The 507-nt window shown below is 49.9% G+C and carries 1 protein-coding gene; it reads left to right on the top strand.

The window, feature by feature from the left end; translation table 11 throughout:
• Positions 1 to 299 precede the first annotated feature (299 nt).
• A partial coding sequence (locus tag J5224_RS35405; RefSeq protein WP_264629438.1) for a rhodanese-like domain-containing protein occupies positions 300 to 507 on the top strand: 208 nt, incomplete at its 3' end.

Here is a 507-nt window from a genome sequence, read left to right as displayed (position 1 = left end):
TGCGCGGCGGCCGGGAAAGAGAGCGCTGCGGGCAGTAACAGCGGGAGACAAAACAGGACTTTTCGTTGTAAAGACATGGTGATGCTCCTGGTGAGTGAATAACACAGTCGCGCATTACACGCGTAACGGATGCGTGAAAATGCGATCCTTTTCATCATGACTCTTTTTTTGTATAGCGAAAAATGTTTTATTACAGAAATGTGACGATTGACTTACCTTACTGAAACAGTAGCATCTCCCTCACAGTGGCGTGCGCTGTGCCGTAATGCCTTTTTTCTTTGTCCCGAGGTGGTATCCGAATGGAACAGTTTGAGTGTCTCAGCATTGAGCAAGCCCACGAGCGCTGGCAGAAAAGCGGTGTGATGGTGGATATCCGTGATGCGCAAAGTTATACCACCGGGCATGTGCCGCAGGCGGTGCACCTGACGAATGAAACGCTGTCTGATTTTGTGCGTGAAGCCGAACTCGATCAGCCGGTGATGGTGATGTGTTATCACGGTATTAGCA

This window comes from Candidatus Symbiopectobacterium sp. NZEC135, from assembly GCF_025962695.1.
Note: the sequence above shows the minus strand (reverse complement) of the source record. Positions and strands in the feature narration are given on the sequence as shown.